This is a genomic window from Companilactobacillus suantsaicola, from assembly GCF_004745525.1.
Classification (GTDB): Bacteria; Bacillota; Bacilli; order Lactobacillales; family Lactobacillaceae; genus Companilactobacillus; species Companilactobacillus suantsaicola.
The window spans coordinates 1-18736 of sequence record NZ_RKLY01000002.1 but is presented as its reverse complement, the minus strand read 5'-3'; the positions used below and the strand labels follow the sequence as shown (position 1 = coordinate 18736).

General features: G+C 36.9%; 14 protein-coding genes. 13 read left to right on the top strand and 1 reads right to left on the bottom strand.

The window, feature by feature from the left end; all coding sequences use genetic code 11:
- Nucleotides 1-30: 30 nt before the first annotated feature.
- The 7 genes from EGT49_RS00870 to EGT49_RS00840 all read left to right on the top strand — a co-directional run bounded on the left by EGT49_RS00870 (nt 31) and on the right by EGT49_RS00840 (nt 8628).
- On the top strand, nt 31-1089 hold the full coding sequence (locus tag EGT49_RS00870; protein ID WP_135371074.1) for an oxidoreductase: 1059 nt from the start codon (nt 31-33) through the stop codon (nt 1087-1089).
- A 14-nt stretch (nt 1090-1103) separates the two neighbouring features.
- On the top strand, nt 1104-2645 hold the full coding sequence (locus EGT49_RS00865; protein WP_135371073.1) for a ClC family H(+)/Cl(-) exchange transporter: 1542 nt from the start codon (nt 1104-1106) through the stop codon (nt 2643-2645).
- 73 nt (nt 2646-2718) lie between these two features.
- Nucleotides 2719-2955 (top strand): preprotein translocase subunit SecG, encoded by a 237-nt coding sequence (gene secG / locus EGT49_RS00860; RefSeq protein ID WP_025085070.1) that lies wholly within the window; start codon nt 2719-2721, stop codon nt 2953-2955.
- A 58-nt stretch (nt 2956-3013) separates the two neighbouring features.
- Nucleotides 3014-3751, top strand: coding sequence for an alpha/beta hydrolase (locus EGT49_RS00855; RefSeq protein WP_135371072.1), 738 nt, complete (start codon nt 3014-3016; stop codon nt 3749-3751).
- An 8-nt stretch (nt 3752-3759) separates the two neighbouring features.
- Entirely contained in the window at nt 3760-6096 is a 2337-nt protein-coding gene (gene rnr / locus EGT49_RS00850) for a ribonuclease R (RefSeq protein ID WP_135371071.1), read from the top strand.
- Nucleotides 6097-6102: 6 nt separating this feature from the next.
- On the top strand, nt 6103-6573 hold the full coding sequence (gene smpB, locus EGT49_RS00845) for an SsrA-binding protein SmpB (RefSeq protein WP_135371070.1): 471 nt from the start codon (nt 6103-6105) through the stop codon (nt 6571-6573).
- A gap of 285 nt (nt 6574-6858) precedes the next feature.
- Nucleotides 6859-8628, top strand: coding sequence for a DUF2207 domain-containing protein (locus tag EGT49_RS00840; protein ID WP_135371069.1), 1770 nt, complete (start codon nt 6859-6861; stop codon nt 8626-8628).
- A 145-nt stretch (nt 8629-8773) separates the two neighbouring features.
- Here the strand turns inward: EGT49_RS00840 and EGT49_RS00835 are convergent, their stop codons facing one another.
- Nucleotides 8774-11092: a SpaA isopeptide-forming pilin-related protein gene (locus tag EGT49_RS00835; RefSeq protein ID WP_167849710.1), complete on the bottom strand. Its 2319-nt coding sequence runs from the start codon at nt 11090-11092 to the stop codon at nt 8774-8776.
- Nucleotides 11093-11349: 257 nt separating this feature from the next.
- Here EGT49_RS00835 and EGT49_RS00830 point away from each other — a divergent pair, with 257 nt between their 5' ends.
- The 6 genes from EGT49_RS00830 to EGT49_RS00805 all read left to right on the top strand — a co-directional run bounded on the left by EGT49_RS00830 (nt 11350) and on the right by EGT49_RS00805 (nt 18220).
- Nucleotides 11350-11994 (top strand): deoxynucleoside kinase, encoded by a 645-nt coding sequence (locus EGT49_RS00830; RefSeq protein WP_135371192.1) that lies wholly within the window; start codon nt 11350-11352, stop codon nt 11992-11994.
- Between the two features lie 324 nt (nt 11995-12318).
- Nucleotides 12319-12813, top strand: coding sequence for a QueT transporter family protein (locus EGT49_RS00825; RefSeq protein WP_135371067.1), 495 nt, complete (start codon nt 12319-12321; stop codon nt 12811-12813).
- Nucleotides 12814-12890: 77 nt separating this feature from the next.
- Nucleotides 12891-14090, top strand: coding sequence for a glycosyltransferase family 4 protein (locus EGT49_RS00820; RefSeq protein ID WP_135371066.1), 1200 nt, complete (start codon nt 12891-12893; stop codon nt 14088-14090).
- Nucleotides 14083-15117, top strand: coding sequence for a glycosyltransferase family 4 protein (locus tag EGT49_RS00815; RefSeq protein WP_135371065.1), 1035 nt, complete (start codon nt 14083-14085; stop codon nt 15115-15117). The genes EGT49_RS00820 and EGT49_RS00815 overlap by 8 nt, the downstream gene beginning before the upstream one ends.
- Entirely contained in the window at nt 15114-16157 is a 1044-nt protein-coding gene (locus EGT49_RS00810) for a lysylphosphatidylglycerol synthase transmembrane domain-containing protein (RefSeq protein ID WP_135371064.1), read from the top strand. The genes EGT49_RS00815 and EGT49_RS00810 overlap by 4 nt, the downstream gene beginning before the upstream one ends.
- On the top strand, nt 16157-18220 hold the full coding sequence (locus EGT49_RS00805) for an LTA synthase family protein (RefSeq protein WP_135371063.1): 2064 nt from the start codon (nt 16157-16159) through the stop codon (nt 18218-18220). Before EGT49_RS00810 ends, EGT49_RS00805 begins: the two co-directional genes overlap by 1 nt.
- Nucleotides 18221-18736 lie beyond the last annotated feature (516 nt).

Genomic DNA, 18736 nt, shown 5'->3' with positions numbered 1-18736 from the left:
ATAGAATTATCAATGATGAAGGAGAAGAATATGACATTAAAAATAGCATTTATCGGTTTTGGTAAGTCAGCTAATCGTTACCACCTGCCTTATTTAAACATCCGTGATAATTTTGAGTTGAAAACTATTTATACTCGTCATGCAGCTAATGAAAAAATGGCAGCACCTTACAAAAAACAAGGGGTCAATTTCACTAATGATTTGGATGATATTTTAAATGATCCAGAGATTGATTTGGTGACTATCTGTACACCGGCATCAACACATTATGAATTGGCTAAAAAGGTAATTGAGGCTAAGAAATCAGTTATCGTTGAAAAGCCATTCGTTGATACGTTGGAACACGCTAAAGAGTTGATTCAATTAGGCAAAGACAATCATGTTTTGGTCATGCCATATCAAAATCGTCGTTTTGATGGTGATTATTTAGCAGCCAAACAAGTGATTGAGCAAGGATTTTTAGGTGATATAGTTGAAGTCGAATCACACATCGATTACTTCCGCCCTAATTCAGTCAATGGTAAGGGGACTAAGGAACAAGGTGAGTTTTACGGTTTAGGAATCCATTTGATGGATCGAATGGTGGCCTTGTTTGGTCGCCCTGACAAAGCCGTCTATGATATTAGAAACACTGAAGTTAGTGATGCTGTGGATAACTATTTCGATGTTGACCTTCATTATGGAACAAAAATGAAAGTTAAGGTCAAAGTAAGTACCGATGTTGCCAAAGAGTATCCTCGCTTCATCGTTCATGGTATGAAGGGCTCATTTATTAAATATGGAGCCGATCAACAAGAAAATGATCTCAAGGCTGGTATTATGCTAGGAACTCCTGGTTTTGGAGAAGATAGTCCAATGTATTACGGACTTGCCAAATACCAAAACGCCAACGGGGACTGGATTGAAAAACAAATCAAGACACCACTCGGGGACTATGGTTTGTATTATGATTCGGTTTATCAAACACTCGTGAATGGCAAAGAAAAATTAGTTAGCGATGAACAGATTTTGACAGATATGGAATTACTAGAAGCTGGATTTTACAAGCCATCTCCTTCAATTTATGATGTGCCAAAATTAAATCTTTAATGTAGGGGATATTTATGAAAGTAGCAATTACTGATAATGAAAAACTGAGACTGACTTTAGAAGGTGTTCTGGTCGGGATTATTTCAGGAATTGTCGTTAGTATGTTTAGATGGTCAATTGCCCACTTGTTAACTATTTTTCAGGGGTTATATGTTGCCGCAAGAACTAACGCTGGTTTGGTGATAGGGTTACTTGTAGCGATGATTGTCGTGGCAGTTTTTGTTAGTTATTTATTAAAAAAAGAACCAAATATTTCTGGTTCTGGTATTCCACAAGTTGAGGCGCAATTAGGTGGCGAAATGCATCTTAATTGGTGGTCAATTTTGTGGAAGAAATTCGTTGGTGGAATTCTTAGTATTGGTCCAGGATTATTCTTAGGTCGTGAAGGTCCCTCAATTCAATTAGGTTCAGCAATCGGTCAAGGTGTTGGTGATTTAACTCATGATGATAAAGGAGTTAGTCAGCGCGTTTTGATTGCCAGTGGGGCGGCTGCAGGTTTGTCAGCAGCTTTTAGTGCGCCAATCGCTGGGGCAATGTTTGTTTTGGAAGAGGTTTACCACAATTTTTCACCACTGGTCTGGGTCACTTCACTGGCTAGTGCTGTCAGTGCTAATGTGGTGGCACTTTATGTTTTTGGGTTACAGCCTGTTTTACAGGTTCCTTATCAATACAGTTTACCGATCAAGTATTATTGGCATTTGATTGTTCTAGGAATCGTTTTAGGTTTAATGGGACGTTTGTATCAAGTCGTTTTATTATCGATGCCTAGTTTGTACAGCAAAACTCGTTTACCAAGATACATTCACGGCTTGATCCCACTAGTTTTGATCGTACCTTTAGGTATGTGGCTACCACAATTTATCGGTGGTGGTAATAGTATTATTGTCAATCTAAATAAATATGGTACTGGTTTATTATTCTTACTTAGTTTGTTAGCATTTAGATTTATTTACTCGATGATTTCATATGGTTCAGGTTTGCCTGGGGGAATCTTTCTACCAATCTTGAACTTGGGAGCAATCATTGGCGCAATCTACGCTGTTTTCATGAATCAAATGGGATTGTTACCAATCGCTTTTGAAAGTAATTTGATCATTTTTGCGATGGCTGGATACTTTGCTTGTATCGGTAAAGCTCCTTTTACGGCTATCATTTTAGTTACCGAGATGGTTGGTTCATTGAAACATCTGATGCCGTTGGCCGTTTTATCATTGGTAGCTTATATCGTGGTCGATTTATTGAATGGAGCACCAATCTACGAGTCATTGAAAGAACGCTTGAATTTGAATTCGGCATATTTGAACCGGGTCAGCAAATTTACTGATCGACTAGAAGTGCCAATTTATGAAGGCAGTTCAATCGATGGTAAATATATTCGTGACATTCCTTTTCCTAATGATATTTTAGTTGTCGGGATTTATCGTGGCGAGAGTCAGATCATCCCGAAAGGAGACACTTTGATCAAAGCTGGAGACCGCATTGTCTTCATGGTTAACGCTGGTCAAAGAGCAAAAATTTCTCGGAAGTTGAAGGATCTGATTAACGGAATTAACTAGAAATTTGACTAGTTTTGTGTTATTGTTTTAGGAGTGATTTCAGCTTTCAACACCATGAACGGAGGTTTTACAGGTGTATAACGTTATTGAAACAGTGTTGATAATCGTTTCCATTTTGATAATAATTGCCGTCTTAATGCAACCAACAAAGCAACAAGATGCTTTGAATGCATTATCTGGTGGTGGTGGCGACCTATTCAGCAACCAAAAGAAACGTGGTTTCGAAGCCTTTATGGTTAAAGTGACTTACGTCTTACTAGTGTTATTTTTCGTATGTTCGTTGATACTAGTATACTTATCATCTCACTAAGCAATTTATTCCTCCTGAAGTTTCTCAGGAGGTTTTTTGTTATAAGGAGTGTTTTTAATTGAAAATTTTGACACCACAGCCATTTTATTTTGATCAAGGTCAACAAGCAGTCCTACTATTGCATTCATTTTCCGGAACTAGCAATGATATGCGACTCTTAGGAAGAACTTTGCAAAGAAATAATTATTCGGTCTATGCTCCAATGTTTGCCGGTCACGGAACGAGTGAACCACTAGATATTTTAAACCAAGGTGGTCCACAGAACTGGTGGTTGCAAACAAAAGAAGCGGTGGAATTTTTAAAAGAACAAGGTAAAACAAAAATTTATGTTTTTGGACTTTCACTTGGAGCAATCTTTGCCACGAAGGCATTGGAAGAGATTCCTGATGTCTTAAAGGGTGGAGTATTTGGCTCACCACTATACTCATCTAATTTTTCGGAAATTAGAAAGGCCTTTATGACATATACCAAAAAGGTGTATTCTTTACAACAGGGACTGTCAGATTTTGAACTAGACTCCAAAGTTAGAGTGGTTGATTCAAAGATTGATTCGATGTTGACAAGTGTTAGAAAGACGACTGATAGTGTTGCTGACAACTTAGCTGAAATAAAACGGCCATATTTTATTGGTCAAGGTATAAATGATAAATTGGTAGATCCTGATGCTGCAAAAATTGTAGCTCAAAAGGTTGAAACGTCACAGCTGCATTTGTATGATGCGGGCCATGTTTTAACCATCAACAGTGCTCACAAACAGTTGGAGAGTGCCGTGTTAAACTTTTTAGAAAATAATTGAGGAAAGAAATGCCAGATAAAGAAGAAAAATTAATTGCAGATATTTTAGAGGTTTTCAGAAGTAATCCTGATCGCCGTTATAAATCTGAACAAATTGAAGACATCTTGCGTATGCATGGATCTTCAGCTTTTAAACGAGTAGTTAAAGCTCTTGCAGTCTTGGAAGGTGAAAGTAAAATTAGCCTAACCAACAAAGACGAATTCAAGATGGCTGCTCCAGAAAATGTTGTTGAAGGTGAATTCAAGGGTAACGATAAAGGTTTTGGTTTCGTTCGCTATGACGAAGTTGAACCAGACGCTTTCATTGCTAGAAGTAACACTTTACATGCCGTTAATGGTGATACGGTTGAAGTGAAAATCACTAAGCCTTCAAATCCTTGGATCGATAAAGGACCTGAAGGAGAAATCACTAAGATTATTGAGAGATCATTGACAAAAGCTGTCGGTGAATTCCATCCTTACAGTGATTCACAAGTTGAAAAAACTGGTTTCTACGGATACGTTCAAAGTCACGAAAAGAAAATTGCTTCATACATGATTTTCATTTCTGATAAGGGACTCCACCCACAAATGGGTGATATGGTTCAAGTGTCGATCGATGAATACCCAAATGATAAGCATCCACAAAGTATGGAAGGAACGGCGCTAGAGATCATTGGTAATAAGAATGATCCTGGTGTTGATATTATGTCCATCGTTGTGGATAACGATATTAATCCTGAATTTCCAAGTGAAGTTCTCAAAGCTGCTGAAGCTATTCCTGACCATGTTTTGGATAGTGAACGAGTTGGTAGAAAAGACTTAACTAAGAATATGGTCATCACAATCGATGGCGATGACTCAAAAGACTTTGATGACGCGGTCGGCGTTGATATGTTGCCAAACGGTAACTTCCATTTGGAAGTCCATATCGCTGATGTTACTCACTACGTTACTGAAGGTTCACCAATTGACCAGGAAGCTTATGCTCGTGGAACAAGTACTTACTTAGTTGATCGTGTTATTCCAATGTTGCCATTTAGATTATCAAATGGTATTTGTTCATTGAATCCTAATGTTGATCGACTAGCTTTAACTTGTGATATGGAAATTGATCACCAAGGGAATGTTGTTAAATATGACATCTATCCTAGTGTGATCCAATCAAAATATCGAATGACTTACAACAATGTTAATGAGATTCTCAAGGGTGATGAAGAACTCACTCAAGAATACGCACCACTTGTACCAACCTTGAAAAATATGGCAGCACTTCATGAGATTTTGTTCAACAAACGTCATGAACGTGGAGCAATCGACTTTGAAGAAACTGAAGCTAAAATCATTGTTGATGAGAACGGTAAGCCAATCGATATCAAGTTAAGAGAACGTGGAACTTCTGAAAAGATGATCGAATCATTCATGTTAGCTGCTAATGAAACAGTTGCCATGAATTACAATTTAAAACACGTTCCATTCTTGTATCGTGTCCATGAAAAGCCAGACGATGAAAAAGTTAAGAACTTCTTTGAATTCGTTGCCGCTATGGGTGTTCAAGTTCAAGGTAACTTAAAAGAAATCACCCCTAAGATGTTCCAAAACGTTTTAGCTAAAGTGATCGATACACCAGAAGAACCAGTTGTCACAATTATGTTGTTACGTAGTATGCAACAAGCTAGATATTCTGATAATCCATTGGGACACTTCGGTTTAGCTGCTAAGTACTATACTCACTTTACTTCACCAATCAGAAGATACCCTGATTTGATGGTTCATCGTATGATTCACAGTTATGCCGAAAATGGCTTTACTGATGATGAACAAGCTAAGTGGAAAGCTAAATTGCCTGATGTTGCTGAACATACCTCTGGCCGTGAAAGAATTTCTATCAATGCTGAACGTGCCGTTGACGACTTGAAGAAGACTGAATACATGGCTGATCAAGTTGGTAGTGAATTCGATGCTGTTGTGAGTTCAGTAACTAGTTTTGGGATGTTCGTTCAATTGGAAAATACCGTTGAAGGTTTGATTCATATTTCTAATATGAAGGATGACTTCTATGAATATGATGAAAAGAGCATGTCAATGCATGGTCGTGGAACTGGTAAGACCTTCAAGGTTGGTCAACCAATCAAGGTTAAGTTAATCAGAGCCGATGTTGAACATCGCCAAATTGACTTTGAACGAGTATTGACTCCTGAAGAACAAGAACAAGCTGATAAACGTGAAGCTGAATTCAAGAAGAAGCGTTCGATGCAACATGGTCGTGGCCGTGGAGGTCATGGTCGTCACAATAATGATAAACGTGGTAAAAATAATAATAACCACAACAACCATAAGAGACGTGGTAAATACGAAAGCCGGTGATGATAGATGAAGAAACATCACACAAAAGCTGCTAATGAAGTAGCTAATAATCGTAAAGCTCGTCATGATTATAATATTTTAGATACTTATGAAGCCGGAATTTCTTTAACTGGAACGGAGATCAAATCCGTTCGGGCAAGTAAAATCAATATCAAAGATGGATTCGTCCAACCTAGAAATGGGGAACTTTGGTTAGAGAATGTTAACATCAGTGTTTATGATCAAGGGAATCAGTTTAATCATGATCCATTGAGAAATCGTAAATTACTAATGCACAAAAAAGAAATCCGTAAGATAAGTTCTACCGTTCAAGAAAAGGGAATTACTGTTATTCCTTTGAAAGTTTACTTGAAGCATGGTTTTGCTAAAGTATTGATTGGCGTAGCTGAAGGTAAAAGAAAATACGATAAACGTGAAACAATTAAAAAGCGTGATCAAGAGAGAGAAATTCAACGTATTGTTAAGAATGCGTATTGACTCTCAGTTGATTACGCCTTTTTTTTACTGTCTCTTATCGGCTTTGCCGATTAGAGACAGTTATGCGGTTGTCGAAGACAACCACGAACCATTCGGCTTTGCCGATATAGAGACAGTTATGGAGTCGCTCAAAGGCGACCGTAATCCTTATTCGGCTTTGCCGATTAGAGACAGTTATGAGGTAGCCAAAGACAACCAAGAACCATCAACTTCACTAATCAAACAGATACTGCCCAATGTGGCCATATATGATAAAATTGTCAGTATAATATAGCGGGGGAAAGTATGAAAAAATTAGTCGGTTTTTTTATGGCTTTATGTGGAATAGCATTTCTTTTTTTGACGCCAACAACTGTCAAAGCTGATGAATATTCGATTGAGAAGTATCGAGTTAATGTCGACGTTTTAAAAGACGGGGATGCACAAATCACTCAAAAAATCACTTACGATTTTCAAGGTGATTTCCATGGAGTTTATTACAATCAAGATTTACGGGGAATTAAAGGTGCCGGTGATCCGGAAGTGTTCGTCGATATCGGTGGCGGAGATAAAAAGTTGACTCCTAGTGATTCTGGGAAGAATAATACTTTTAAGGTGACGCGGACTAAAGATGCAATGCGAATGAAGGTTTATCATACGGTCGATTCGGCATCGATCACCTTTACTTATAAATACAAATTGTTTGGCGTGATTACTAACTATCGTGATACCGCCGAACTAAATTGGAAAATAATTGGTAATGGTTGGGACAACGAATTAAAAGATATTAAGCTGAATATTAATTTTCCCGACAAAAATATTTCTCAGTTGAGAGCTTGGACCCACGGGCCTTTGAACGGTTATACGAAAGTAGATAGAAAAAAAGGCCGCGTAGTTATCACGCTTGATGAATTGGCTGAGAATACGAGTGTTGAGAGTCACATCATCTTTCCAAAGGCAGTAACTTCAGCTAACAAAAATTTCGTTGATGCCGACAAAAAAGCTAGCATCATGAACGATGAAAAGAAATTGGCTCAAGAGGCAAATGCTAAACGTCGTCAAAAGAGTGTTATCTATGGAGTTTTGATGGCCATTGGAGTTTTATTGATTTTGGGGATTTATTGGTATCAATATATTAAAATCAAGAAACATCCTGGTAATAAACATCAGATTCCAACACCACTACATCATTTCTTCGATGAACCGCCATTTGCACCTAGTTTTACGAAAGTCCTATTGGATAAATCAAAGCAGGCTGATAGCTTATCTTTGACGGCGGACTTATTGAATGAAGCGGGTTACGGTCGAATGAAAATTGATAAGATCGGTAAAGATTTTAAGGTAACCGCTTTGAAACCGGTCACCAATGAATTTTATAAATATCTATTTGAAACAATTGGTGATGGGACATCATTTCGACTTAAACAAATTCGCAGTTATGCCAAGAAAAATAATGACGAGGTCGATGACAGATTTAACAAGTGGGCTGATGATGCGGCCAGTGGTCGTGAAAAATACTTGGATCTAAAAAACTTAGCAATTGTGAAAAACTTCCGAGGAGCAGTTGTAGGTATTGATATTATTATTGTCATCATGTTTGTTATTTCCATGTTGTTGAGCAATCATTTAGCCATTTCACTGACGACTTTATTAGTTCTAGGTGTAATTGCCTGGATTCCTTATTTCTTTGTTAAAAAGCAGATAACGGCTTATACAGACCAAGGTGAAATTGAGATCAATCAAATTCGAGCTTTCAAACGGATGTTGGAAGATATTGATGATATCAAGATGGCTGAAGTCGGTGATTTAATACTTTGGGAAAGATTTTTGCCATATGCGGTCGTCTTTGGCGTTTCTGACCGAGTTATTAAGGCATTGAGAATAAACTTCGGTGTTGAAGCAGTTAATGGTTCGGGGATCATGTTATATTACGTTGGTAGTAATAGTTTTGCTAGTCGACATAATCAAGGATTCCAATCAGCTTTCACAGGTGCTTTAGGAGCCGGCGGATCAGGTGGATTCTCAGGTGGTTCTTCTGGAGGCTTCGGTGGAGGTTCCGGTGGTGGAGCCTTTTAATTAGAGAGTGGAACAAGCCGCTTAGACTCAGCCGGATAGCCTAATTCCACGAATTGCACACTGAACTTGTGTAACTCGTTTAAACTAAAAATTTAAAGTAAAAAAAATAAGCTGGATAAATTCCAACTTATTTTTTTGCTCTAAATTAGGCATTTTGACGTTTGAAATAAACAATTCCTGATAGAAGTACTAATCCTAATAAACTAGCAGCTAAACCGGATTTTGAACCAGTTTGTGGAAGTTTTTCACTAGCATCGTTATTGGAATTATTGTTTGTATCAGTACTTGGTAGTGTAATGACACCACCTTGTTCATTGTTTTCGTCGTTTGTATCAGGATGATTTGGATCAACAATTAAATTGTTATTATCATCCGTATCAGTACCATTACCATTTTCACCAGGATCTACAACGTTTCCACCGTTATTGTCACCAGGTTCAGGATCTGTTGGTTCTGGATCTGGATTTGGATTAGGCTCCGGTGTTGGTTCAGGGTTAGGCTCGGGTTCTGGATTAGTTTCAGGATCCGTTGGTTCAGGATTTGGTTCAACTGGCTCTACAGTCTTAGGGTCAGATGTTTCAAGTGCATCTAAATCAGTACCGTTTTCGTCAGCTGTAATTGAAAAATGAATTTCATCATCGTTAATATCAAAACCATCGGGTGCTTTAGTTTCTTTGAAGTAATAATTTCCGACGGGTAAGTTATCAACTCTAATTACACCTAATTCGTTAGTGATAGCTGTTGTGATAACAGTTCCGTTTTCATCATATAAAGTATATTCAGCTCCGGGAACACCAACTTTATCTTCTTTATCGACTGCTATTTTATCAGCATCATATTTGTGTAAAACAATGCCATAACTACCTTCACCAGTGAGTTCCTTGAGATTTTCAACTGAAATCAGTTCAGGCGTTAGATTGTCAGCTGTGATTTCAAAGTCGATGTCGTCACCTTTGAGATAACCTTCTGGAGCTTTTGTTTCAACTAATTTATATTTGCCGATTGGTAGGTTGTAATAATGTCCTAGGCCTAGACGGTCAGTTGTGATTGTACCAACGACATTACCTTTTTCATCGACAATATTAAATTCGGCTCCGGCTAATTTGTAACCAGTTTCGGCATCAATTTTTTGAATCACGATTGAACCGAGTTGTTCTTTTTCAGGTTCGTCGTAACCAGAAACTTCAACAGGGGTTGTTGTTTGACCAGTGATGGTAAACAAAATCTCATTGTTGTTCAATTGATAGCCGGCGGGTGCTTTAACTTCTTTAAAGTAATAATCACCAGCTTTTAAATTGGTTAACTTGATCTGACCATTTTCATCAGTTGTCAAATTAGTTTGAACTGGTTCATCAGAACCAACTTGGTACAAGTCATAGACAGCACCGTTTAACAAAGTCTGATGATTATTTTCATCGTATTTTGTTAGCGTTACGCCGCCTAATTTATTACCACTACCGGAACCAGAATTACCGTTAGTATTACCAGCAACTTTTCCGTAAGCTTCCTCTTGGATAATTGAAGGATCGGTTCCGCTACCAGTGATTTTACCTTCTAAGCTGGCATAATTTTCAAAAACTGTACCGTCGGTAACTTTTGATTCATCTGTCACTCTTGTTTGAAAGATGATTGCATACATTTGCGTGTTGGCATCAGGAATGCTTAATTCGAATCCATTGTCTGATTCCTTTAACGCATATTTGTCAGATGAAACAGTACTACCACGTTTGTAACTCCCATTTTGTTTGTCGACCCAAGTAGCGTTTTGGACGACAACTGAACCAGGAACATAAGTTAAATTTGAATCAGTAATGTTATCAGTAACTGTCATATCACCGAAATTCAAATTGTTTCGGTTAGCTAGGATAGTCCAAGTAACAATAGCATTGCCATCTGCGTCAGTGCCAAAAACACCTTTTTTAGAAATGTTCTTGTCATTGTTCTTTTCCTTAACTTTTAAGTTACTGTGATCAAATTTGCCATCAATAATTTCAAAGGCTACATCATTGTCACCAATTTCAGCTTTATTAGCGTCGACCGTGACGCCGTTACCAATCTTTAGTTCCCCCTTAACAGTGTCCATATCGTTGACCGCATCACTAAAGGTAATGACGATTTTATTATCATTGCCTAATTTAGCAGTTCCAATAACTTCACCATCATCGCCTAAAACTTCAAAAGTATCGCTACTAGGTTTTACCGTTAATGGATCGGGGATATCGATCGTTAAAGTATCGCCACTTTGAAGTTTGTGGCCGTTTGAATCAAAGCCAATCGTTAATGGAACAGTACTACCAGTTGAGTAGGTTTTGTTCTGATCATCGATTGTTCCACTAGTGACCATATCAGCATTGCCGTAATTAGTTGCTGCAGAAACATTTTCATGATTGAATGCTAGACAAAAAATTACTACAGATAATAAGCACAAAAGTGGAGTTAAAATATTCCGTAATTTTCTTCCCAAATTTCTTCCCCCTTCTCTCATAATACAAATACAATTATAAGAGCTTTAGAGAAATTTCGATAGGGCAGAAAGACAATAATTATTTTTCTTTGTAAAAGCCTAAATAATTAAGGTTTAGTACTTGTGATAAATACCACATATGGCCAAATTTTAAAAATCTGTACAATATATAGAAGTGAAGTGGTATCATAGTGAATGTTGTTTTTTCAAATAAACAAATTAAATACTTAATTACAAACCGACGGAGGAGAATAATGATGATCGTATTGAGCGGCGCAATTGGAGCCGGAAAAAGTTCATTGGCAACTATATTATCAGAACACTTAGGAACTGAGGCTTTCTATGAACAAGTTGATAATAATCCGGTATTGCCATTATTTTATAAAGACCCTAAGAAATATGCCTTTTTACTTCAAATTTACTTTTTAAATAAACGTTTTGATTCTATTAAGAAAGCTATGGTTCAAGACAATAATGTGTTAGACCGTTCAATTTACGAAGATTCACTTTTCTTCCATATGAATGCCGATATGGGTCGTGCAACTCCACAAGAGGTTAAAGTTTACGATGAACTTTTGGCAAATATGATGCAAGAATTACCATATGCTGCCGCTAAAAAAGCTCCAGATTTGTTAGTTCACTTGGATATTTCATATGATACAATGATTCACCGCATTGAAAAACGTGGTCGTTCATATGAACAACCAGAACAAGATCCAACTTTACCAGAATACTATCATCAATTACTCAGCCGTTACGACGGTTGGTACGACGATTACGATTACAGTCCTAAGATGAAGATCGACGGTGACAAGTATGACTTCGTCGAAAATCCTGAGGATCGCAAAAAAGTGCTCGATTTAATTGACGAACAATTACGCAATCGTGGTACTTTAGACTAAGTAAATTAAAATAAATAGCATCTATTTATCAATATGTCGTAATTAATTATTAAGTAATTATGTGTATATTGAGAAAATAGATGCTTTTTTGTTTTTTGGAGTTTAACTAGATAAAAATTAAAAAATTGCTATCTAGTCTGGAGCACAAACCCTGTGATGGCTCAGTCGTGCCAGCAGCGTTCCAGTCCATCACAGGGTTTGTGCGGAAGACGGCAGTTTAATTAATACACTTTTGCTTGCTAGGTATTAAAAAATAAGATAACCTAGTAAGAGCAGTTTACACTGACTAACCTGCGTAAAAATAAAACAGTGGAGGGTTTTGTTTTGAGTAAATTAAAAACAAGAGATATCACACAATTAGCTTTGATTGCAGCTTTGTACGTTGCAGTAACGATTGCACCAGTCATATCAGCTTTTTCATACGGCCAAATTCAATTTCGAGTTTCTGAAATTTTGATGTTATTGCCATTTTTTAATCATAAATATAGTTGGTCGTTGATAGTTGGTTGCTTCATCTCAAACATTTTCAGTGCTTCATTAGGAGTTTATGATTTAGTTTTGGGAACGTTAGCCACAGCAATTGCATGCTATTTGATCACGCGAGTTCCTAAGGATATGAAATTTTTATGGACAGTTCCTGTTATCTGTGCAGTTGTTAATGGATTGATTGTTGGAGCAGAATTGCATTTCGTCTTGAAATTGCCATTTGCATTGAATTTCGTTACTGTTGGTTTTGGGGAACTAGTTGTTGTTGCAATTGGAGCAGTGATTTTCTATTTCTTAATGAAAAACCAGAATTTTAAAAAATTAATAGGTTAAGGCATAGAAGAGGGAAGTGATTCCTTCTTTTTTTTGTTATAATCTACTTTATAGAGTTCGCGAGGAGATGTGATTTTATGAACATCGGAATTTTTACCGATACATACTTCCCTCAAGTTAGTGGGGTAGCAACATCAATCCAGACATTAAAAAATGATCTTGAAAGAAAAGGCCATTCAGTCTATATCTTTACCACGACTGATCCTAATGTTTCAAAGGAGACAATTGAGCCTAATATTTTTCGTTTAACTAGTGTACCTTTCATTTCATTTACTGACCGTCGGATTGCCATCCGAGGCATGTTTCATGCTGTCGAGTTGGCTAAAGAATTAAAACTCGATATCGTTCATACACAGACAGAGTTTTCTTTAGGAATGATTGGAAAGTTCGTTGCTAAGCAATTGAAGATTCCATTTGTCCATACGTATCACACAATGTATGAAGATTATTTGCATTATGTTTTGAATGGACATTTATTAAAACCATATCACGTTAAGCAAATGACGAAGTTGTTCTTAAAAAATGCTTCCGGTGTCGTCGCTCCAAGTAAGCAAGTACAAGAAACGTTAAATCGCTACGGGGTTAAGTCACCAATCTCAATTATTCCAACCGGAGTCGATTTGTCCGAATATACTAAGCCCGTCAATGCTTCGATCATTCGAGAAAAATTGGGTATCGCCAGTGATACACCAGTTATTTTGATGCTTAGTCGAATTGCTCTGGAGAAAAAAATTGATCACATGTTGAAGTCAATGCCCGAATTACTCAAGTATAATCCTGATATTATGTTGGTAATCGTTGGGGATGGCCCAGATATGGATGAATTAGTTCAAATGAGTAAGGATTTGCAAATTACTGACAATGTGATTTTTACTGGCGAAGTTGCCCATGATGAAATTTCTCCTTATTATCATATGGCCAATATTTTTGTATCATCAAGTGACACTGAATCACAAGGGCTGACTTATATTGAGGCGATTGCTTCCGGTTTGAAAATTATTGTTCGCAGTGCACCTTATACCGATGCCTTGTTGACTGATCCTTCAGTTGGTGTAACATTCAATCAAGATGACCAATTAGTACCTAAAATCAAGACTTATCTCGATCACCCTAAGTCATTCGATGATCGCCAAGCTCGTCAAAAGGTGCTATATGGCATTTCTTCAGATGGATTTGGAAACTCAATTCTTGACTTTTATCGTCATGCCGAGGATTATTTCGTCAGAGAGAAGCTTTCTGATTCATCAATCGATCCAGAGGAGTATTCAAATGATTAAGATAAACATGTTTTCATCAGCCGACAAAGTTGCAGGTCAAGGAGTCGGTAGTGCCTACATTGAATTGATCAATTTATTGAAAGAACGATTCAGTGATGAATTCGAAATCAAAATCAATGATTATCACCGCAGTGATTTGAGTCACTATCACACAATCGATCCCCAGTTCTATTTATCAACTTTCTCGAAGAATCGTGGACGAAAGATTGGTTACGTGCATTTTTTGCCGGAAACTTTAGAAGGCAGTATCAATTTACCTCAACCAGCTCGAGGAATCTTTTATAAATATGTCATTAATTTTTATAAACGAATGGATCAAATCGTGGTTGTTAATCCAACCTTTATCGATAAGTTGGTTAAGCATGGTTTAGACCGTAAAAAAATCAAATACATTCCTAACTTTGTTTCCACGGAAAACTTTTACGAGAAAACGGCTGAAGAAAAGGCAGCCTTTCGTAAGAAGATTGGTGTACCTGAAGATAAATTTGTTGTCTTTGGCGATGGCCAAGTTCAAGAACGTAAGGGAATTGATGATTTTTACAAATTAGCGCAAGTTAATCCAGACATCCAGTTCATTTGGGCGGGAGGATTTTCGTTTGGCAAGATTACTGACGGATATGACCGTTACAAAGATATGATCGACAATGCCCCAAGCAATATGACATTTACGGGAATCGTTGATCGTAATGACTTAGTCAATTACTATAATATTTGTGATTTGTTCCTGTTGCCTTCATATGATGAACTATTTCCAATGTCGGTCTTAGAGGCTTTTAGTTGTGGAGCACCAGTCTTGTTGCGTGATTTGGATTTGTATCGTGCCATCATTGACGGCTTTTACCAAAAAGCTGACGGTTTTTCTGATATGAATGCGTTCATTAATAAAGCCAATCAAGATCGGACTATTTTGGATAAGTTCAAACAAAAATCAAAGGAAGCAACTAATCAATACTCAGAGGATAATTTGAGTAAGATTTGGCATGACTTCTATACGGAACAATACAAAATTTCACAGGATAAAAAATGAGTAGAAAACATATAGCAGCAATCTTTGTCATGTTGGGCTTAGGAATTGGAATTTTCTGGTGGGAAGCTAGAAAAATTAATTTCAGTTCTTTAGTTACAACTTTTCAACATCTAAATTATTTTTGGCTCGCGGTCGCTTTCTTGTCGATTTTGTTATCGTATGGGGTCGAAGCCTTAGTTTTACACACGCTATTGAAGAAAAAAGAAGATCGCAAGTTCGGTTGGTGGGAGATGTATCGTATACCACTACTACAAGCGCTGTTCAATGCGATTACGCCTTTTTCTTCGGGTGGTCAACCAGCACAGTTACTTGGTTTGATGCAATCGAAAATTGATGGCGGACGAGCAAGTTCGGTTCTGTTAATGAAGTTTGTCATCTATCAGGCAATGGTTTTAGTCAATTTTATCGTCGCTATGGTGGTCAGTTTCAGCAGTGTGGCCAAGCACTTCTCTGGTTTGGCAACCTTGATCGTTTTTGGTATGGTGATTCACGTGGTGACCATTTCTTTCTTGTTAATGATCATGTATTACTATGATTTTACAAAAAAAATGGTACAAATTATTTTGAAACCGGTTTTATTTTTTCTAAAAGAAGAAAAACGTGATAAAATTTTACAGTCAGCTATAAACAGTATTGATAGTTTTTATAATGAAAGTTTAGTTTTGAAGCATGAAAAGAAAAAAGTCATTAAGGCTTCACTGTTAACTATCGTGCAACTATTCTTATATTACTTTGTAGTTTACTTTGTTCTATTGGCATTGAATTGTGACCATGTAAACGTCGTTGATGTGTTAGTAATGCATATTATGATCGTTATGATCGTCTCAATCTTTCCGATTCCTGGTGGATCAGGTGGGGCGGAATTCAGTTTCAAAACTTTGTTTGCTGGATTTATACCTTCTTCATCAGGTTTGATTTTAGGTATGTTTTTATGGAGATTTATTACGTATTATTTGGGGATGTTCTTAGGGATTATCGCTGTTTCGAAGAAACCAAAAATTGAACAACAAGTAGCTAATAAATCTATGGAGCGAAAATAATGAAGCGTATTATTAAAGGTTTTTCCAATTTTTTAAACACTAGGCTAGGATTCGTACTTCTAGCTGTGTTTTTATATACCCTTAAAACAATTTATGCATATACGACTAAGTTTAACTTGGGCGTTAAGGGTTCGATTCAAACATTCTTGATGATCATCAATCCAATTCCAATCATGTTATTACTATTTGGTTTGGCGTTGTATATGAAAGGAAGAAAATCTTATATTTTCCTTTTGATCGTCGATTTCTTGGATTCAGTCTGGCTGTTCTCAAACATTTTGTATTACCGTGAATTCTCAGACTTTTTAACTATGGTGCTTATCAAAGGTTCTGGTTCAGTTGCTAATAACCTTGGTAAAAGTATTTTAGGTATCCTGAAGCCAACAGACTTCTTAGTCTTTTTGGATGTCTTGATCCTGATCTTATTACTGGCTTTTCATGTCATTCGCATGGATGTCAAACGACTTAACTGGAAGATTCCAGTTCTAGTCAGTTCATTGGCTGTTCTATTGTTTGGTGCAAACTTAACATTGGCCGAAAGTGACCGTTCACAACTACTAACAAGAACTTTTGATAATAACTATATAGTTAAGTACTTAGGATTAAATGTTTTTAATATCTATGATGTGGTCAAGACGACTAAGACCACAGCTGTTAAGTCACAAGCAAAGAGTTCTGATATTAACTCAATCGAAAAGTATATGAAGGATAACTACGTCCAGCCTAATGTTGAATACACAGGTGTTGCTAAAGGCAAGAACGTCTTCATCATCCACTTGGAGAGTTTGCAACAATTTATGATCGATTATAAGTGGGATGGCGAAGAAGTTACTCCTAACTTGAATAAGATTTATCATGAGAATAATACTTTAAGCTTTGATAACTTCTTTAACCAAGTTGGTCAAGGTAAAACAGCCGATGCTGAGCTGATGCTTGAGAATTCACTCTTCGGATTACCAGAAGGGTCGGCTATGGTTACCGATGGTACAAGCAATACCTTCCAAGCAGCCCCCGCAATTCTTGATCAAGAAGCCGGCTATACTTCAGCTTCATTCCACGGGGATGTTCCTAGTTTCTGGAACCGTGATAATGCTTATAAGTCATGGGGATATGATTACTTCTTCAGTTCTAACTACTATAAAGAAAAGAAGAGTTACAACATTGGTTATGGTATGAAGGACAAGATCTTCTTGAAAGATTCAGCTCAATATATTGAGCAATTACCACAACCATTCTATGCAAAACTAATTACGGTTACGAACCACTATCCATATACTTTGGATAAGAAGAATCAAAGTATTTCTAAAACTGATACTGGCGATAAGACAGTTGATGGTTATGTACAAACAGCCCGCTACTTGGATGAATCCATTGGTGAATTCATGAATTGGTTAAAGGAAACAGGCTTAGATAAGAAGAGTATGATTGTCTTTTATGGTGATCATTATGGTATTTCTGATAACCACAAGAAGGCTATGGCTAAATTAACTGGAATTAAAGGCTTCGATGACTTTGATAATGCCCAATACCAACGTGTTCCATTTATGATTCATATGGATGGATTAAAAGGTGGTATTAACCATACTTATGGTGGTGAAATTGATGTCTTACCAACCATCCTTAATTTATTAGGTGTCGACAATAAGAACATGATTCAATTTGGTAGTGATTTGTTATCTAGTCAACACTCGCAAGTAGTAGCCTTTAGAAATGGTGACTTTGTTTCGCCAACGGTCACAAAGGTTGGAAGTACTTACTACAATACTAAGACGGGTAAAGTGGATAAGAAGATCTCTAAGGCCGAAAAAGAGAAGCTATCTAATAAGGTAACTACCGAGTTGTCGTTGTCTGATAGGGTCATTAATGGGGATCTCTTGAGATTCCACAAGTTACCAGGCTTCACAACTGTCAATAAGAAGGACTATTCTTATAAGAAGAGTACCGCTTTGAAGAGATTAAAGAGTTCTGAAAAGAAGAAGACTAGCTTAATTGATGAAAATGATGGTAAGTCTCTAGTTGATCTTTATACAACCGATGCTCCGGAATTAAGTGATGATAAATAATTAATAATAGCTCAAGATGATCATAAATTGATTGTCTTGAGCTATTTGCGTATTAAGGTGAAAAATCAGCTCTGAGCTTTGATTAGTTGTACAAGAGTTATGCAGCTCAATGACGTTTTTCATCGTTTTAAACAGCTAAGAGGGCTTAAATCAATCAGAATAAAAGGATAACAATTGTTTTTTGAAAAAAATTCAACTTTTTTGTAAAAAAGGGTTGCACATCACTTATTCGATTGGTAATATATATCTTGTTGTTGCGACAGAGCAACGGTGTCAACGGTTTGAAGCTTAATGGTTTCTCCTAAACACCACTAATTATTTTAAAAAAGTTCTTGACTTGGTCTTGTAACTTCGATATGATAATTAAGTTGTCTGTTAGACAGCTCCTAACGTTTTTATCATTCGCTTGATGATTTCGTTAGAAAAATTATTTTAAAAAGTTCTTGACAAGTTATTGTCAGCTTGATAAAATAATTAAGTCGCTGATGAGCGTAAGCGCTTAATCAGCTGGTAGAC

Excerpts from the sequence above, each read along its gene's own strand:
- EGT49_RS00870 (WP_135371074.1), top strand. The coding sequence starts at position 31 with ATGACATTAAAAATAGCATTTATCGGTTTTGGTAAGTCAGCTAATCGT.
- EGT49_RS00865 (WP_135371073.1), top strand. The coding sequence starts at position 1,104 with ATGAAAGTAGCAATTACTGATAATGAAAAACTGAGACTGACTTTAGAA.
- rnr (WP_135371071.1), top strand. The coding sequence starts at position 3,760 with ATGCCAGATAAAGAAGAAAAATTAATTGCAGATATTTTAGAGGTTTTC.
- smpB (WP_135371070.1), top strand. The coding sequence starts at position 6,103 with ATGAAGAAACATCACACAAAAGCTGCTAATGAAGTAGCTAATAATCGT.
- EGT49_RS00840 (WP_135371069.1), top strand. The coding sequence starts at position 6,859 with ATGAAAAAATTAGTCGGTTTTTTTATGGCTTTATGTGGAATAGCATTT.
- EGT49_RS00830 (WP_135371192.1), top strand. The coding sequence starts at position 11,350 with ATGATCGTATTGAGCGGCGCAATTGGAGCCGGAAAAAGTTCATTGGCA.
- EGT49_RS00820 (WP_135371066.1), top strand. The coding sequence starts at position 12,891 with ATGAACATCGGAATTTTTACCGATACATACTTCCCTCAAGTTAGTGGG.
- EGT49_RS00815 (WP_135371065.1), top strand. The coding sequence starts at position 14,083 with ATGATTAAGATAAACATGTTTTCATCAGCCGACAAAGTTGCAGGTCAA.
- EGT49_RS00810 (WP_135371064.1), top strand. The coding sequence starts at position 15,114 with ATGAGTAGAAAACATATAGCAGCAATCTTTGTCATGTTGGGCTTAGGA.
- EGT49_RS00805 (WP_135371063.1), top strand. The coding sequence starts at position 16,157 with ATGAAGCGTATTATTAAAGGTTTTTCCAATTTTTTAAACACTAGGCTA.